The following is a 479-nucleotide window of genomic DNA, read 5'->3' as shown; positions in this document are numbered from 1 at the left end:
GGAACTGCTCGGACGCGTCGACGTGGACGACCTTCGCATGCAGCCGGCCTTCGAACATGTCGAGCACCATCTTGCCTTCGTTCAGGCGCAGCAGGCCGTGGTCGACGAACACGCAAGTCAATTGATCGCCGATCGCACGGTGGATGAGCGCCGCCGCGACGCTCGAATCCACGCCGCCCGACAGGCCGAGGATCACTTCCTCGTCGCCGACCTGCTCGCGAATCCGCGCGACCGCCTCCTCGATGTGGTCGCGCATGATCCAGTCGGGTTTCGCGCCGGCGATGTCGAGCACGAAGCGCTCGAGCAGCTTGCGGCCCTGCACCGTGTGCGTGACTTCCGGGTGGAACTGCACCGCGTAGTAGCCGCGCGCCTCGTCGGCCATGCCGGCGATCGGGCAGCTCGGCGTCGACGCCATCAGCGCGAAGCCCGGCGGCATCTCGCCGACCTTGTCGCCGTGGCTCATCCAGACCCTCAGCATC

Annotated in this window: 1 pseudogene; it reads right to left on the bottom strand. The window is 67.4% G+C overall.

Annotated elements, in window-relative coordinates:
* Positions 1-479: pseudogene (locus J5M73_RS31195) on the bottom strand (asparagine synthase-related protein); the annotation flags it as partial.

This window comes from Pseudomonas sp. 50_B (genome assembly GCF_017491625.1).
Lineage (GTDB): Bacteria > Pseudomonadota > Gammaproteobacteria > Pseudomonadales > Pseudomonadaceae > Aquipseudomonas > Aquipseudomonas danubii.
Note: the sequence above shows the minus strand (reverse complement) of the source record. Positions and strands in the feature narration are given on the sequence as shown.